The sequence below is a fragment of the Kitasatospora nipponensis genome, assembly GCF_039528135.1.
Classification (GTDB): domain Bacteria; phylum Actinomycetota; class Actinomycetes; order Streptomycetales; family Streptomycetaceae; genus Kitasatospora; species Kitasatospora nipponensis.
The window spans coordinates 1-662 of record NZ_BAAALF010000781.1; the positions used below are offsets into that span (position 1 = coordinate 1).

Genomic DNA, 662 nt, shown 5'->3' on the forward strand with positions numbered 1-662 from the left:
GTGGTCGACCTGGACGGTGTTGGCCCCGGGCAGGAAGGAGTCGTACGGGAAGTCGGTGCCGAGCAGGAGCACCAAGTCCGCCTCGTGCAGCGCCTGGTGGCAGGCCCCGTAGCCGAGCAGCCCGCTCATCCCGACATCGTACGGGTTGTCGAACTGGATCCACTCCTTGCCGCGCAGCGAGTGCCCGATCGGGGCCAGCACCCGCCCCGCCAGCTCCATCACCTCCCCGTGCGCCTCGCCCACCCCGGCACCGCAGAACAGCGCGACCCGCTCGGCCGCGTTCAGCCGCTCGGCCAGCGCCTGCACCTGGGACCACGGCGGGGCGGCCACCGCCTGCTCGGTGAGGAAGTGCCCGGTCCCGGTCGGGTTGGCGGCGGGCAGCGCGGCCACGTCACCGGGGAAGACCAGCGTCGAGACGCCCCGGGCGCCGCGCGCGTGCTGCACCGCGACCCGCAGCAGGAGCGGCAGCTGGGCCGGGGTGGAGACCATCTCGCACCAGCTGCTGCAGTCCGTGAACACCCGCTCCGGGTGGGTCTCCTGGAAGAACCCGGTGCCGATCTGGGCGCTCGGGATGTGCGAGGCCAGCGCGAGCACCGGGAGCCCGCTGCGCTGGGCGTCGTACAGGCCCTGGATGAGGTGGGTGTTGCCGGGCCCGCAGGAAC

Annotated in this window: 1 protein-coding gene; it reads right to left on the reverse strand. The window is 73.4% G+C overall.

Annotated elements, in window-relative coordinates; translation table 11 throughout:
• Nucleotides 1–662 (reverse strand): thiamine pyrophosphate-binding protein (locus tag ABD323_RS43305; protein ID WP_344447517.1); only part of this gene is annotated, 662 nt, incomplete at both ends.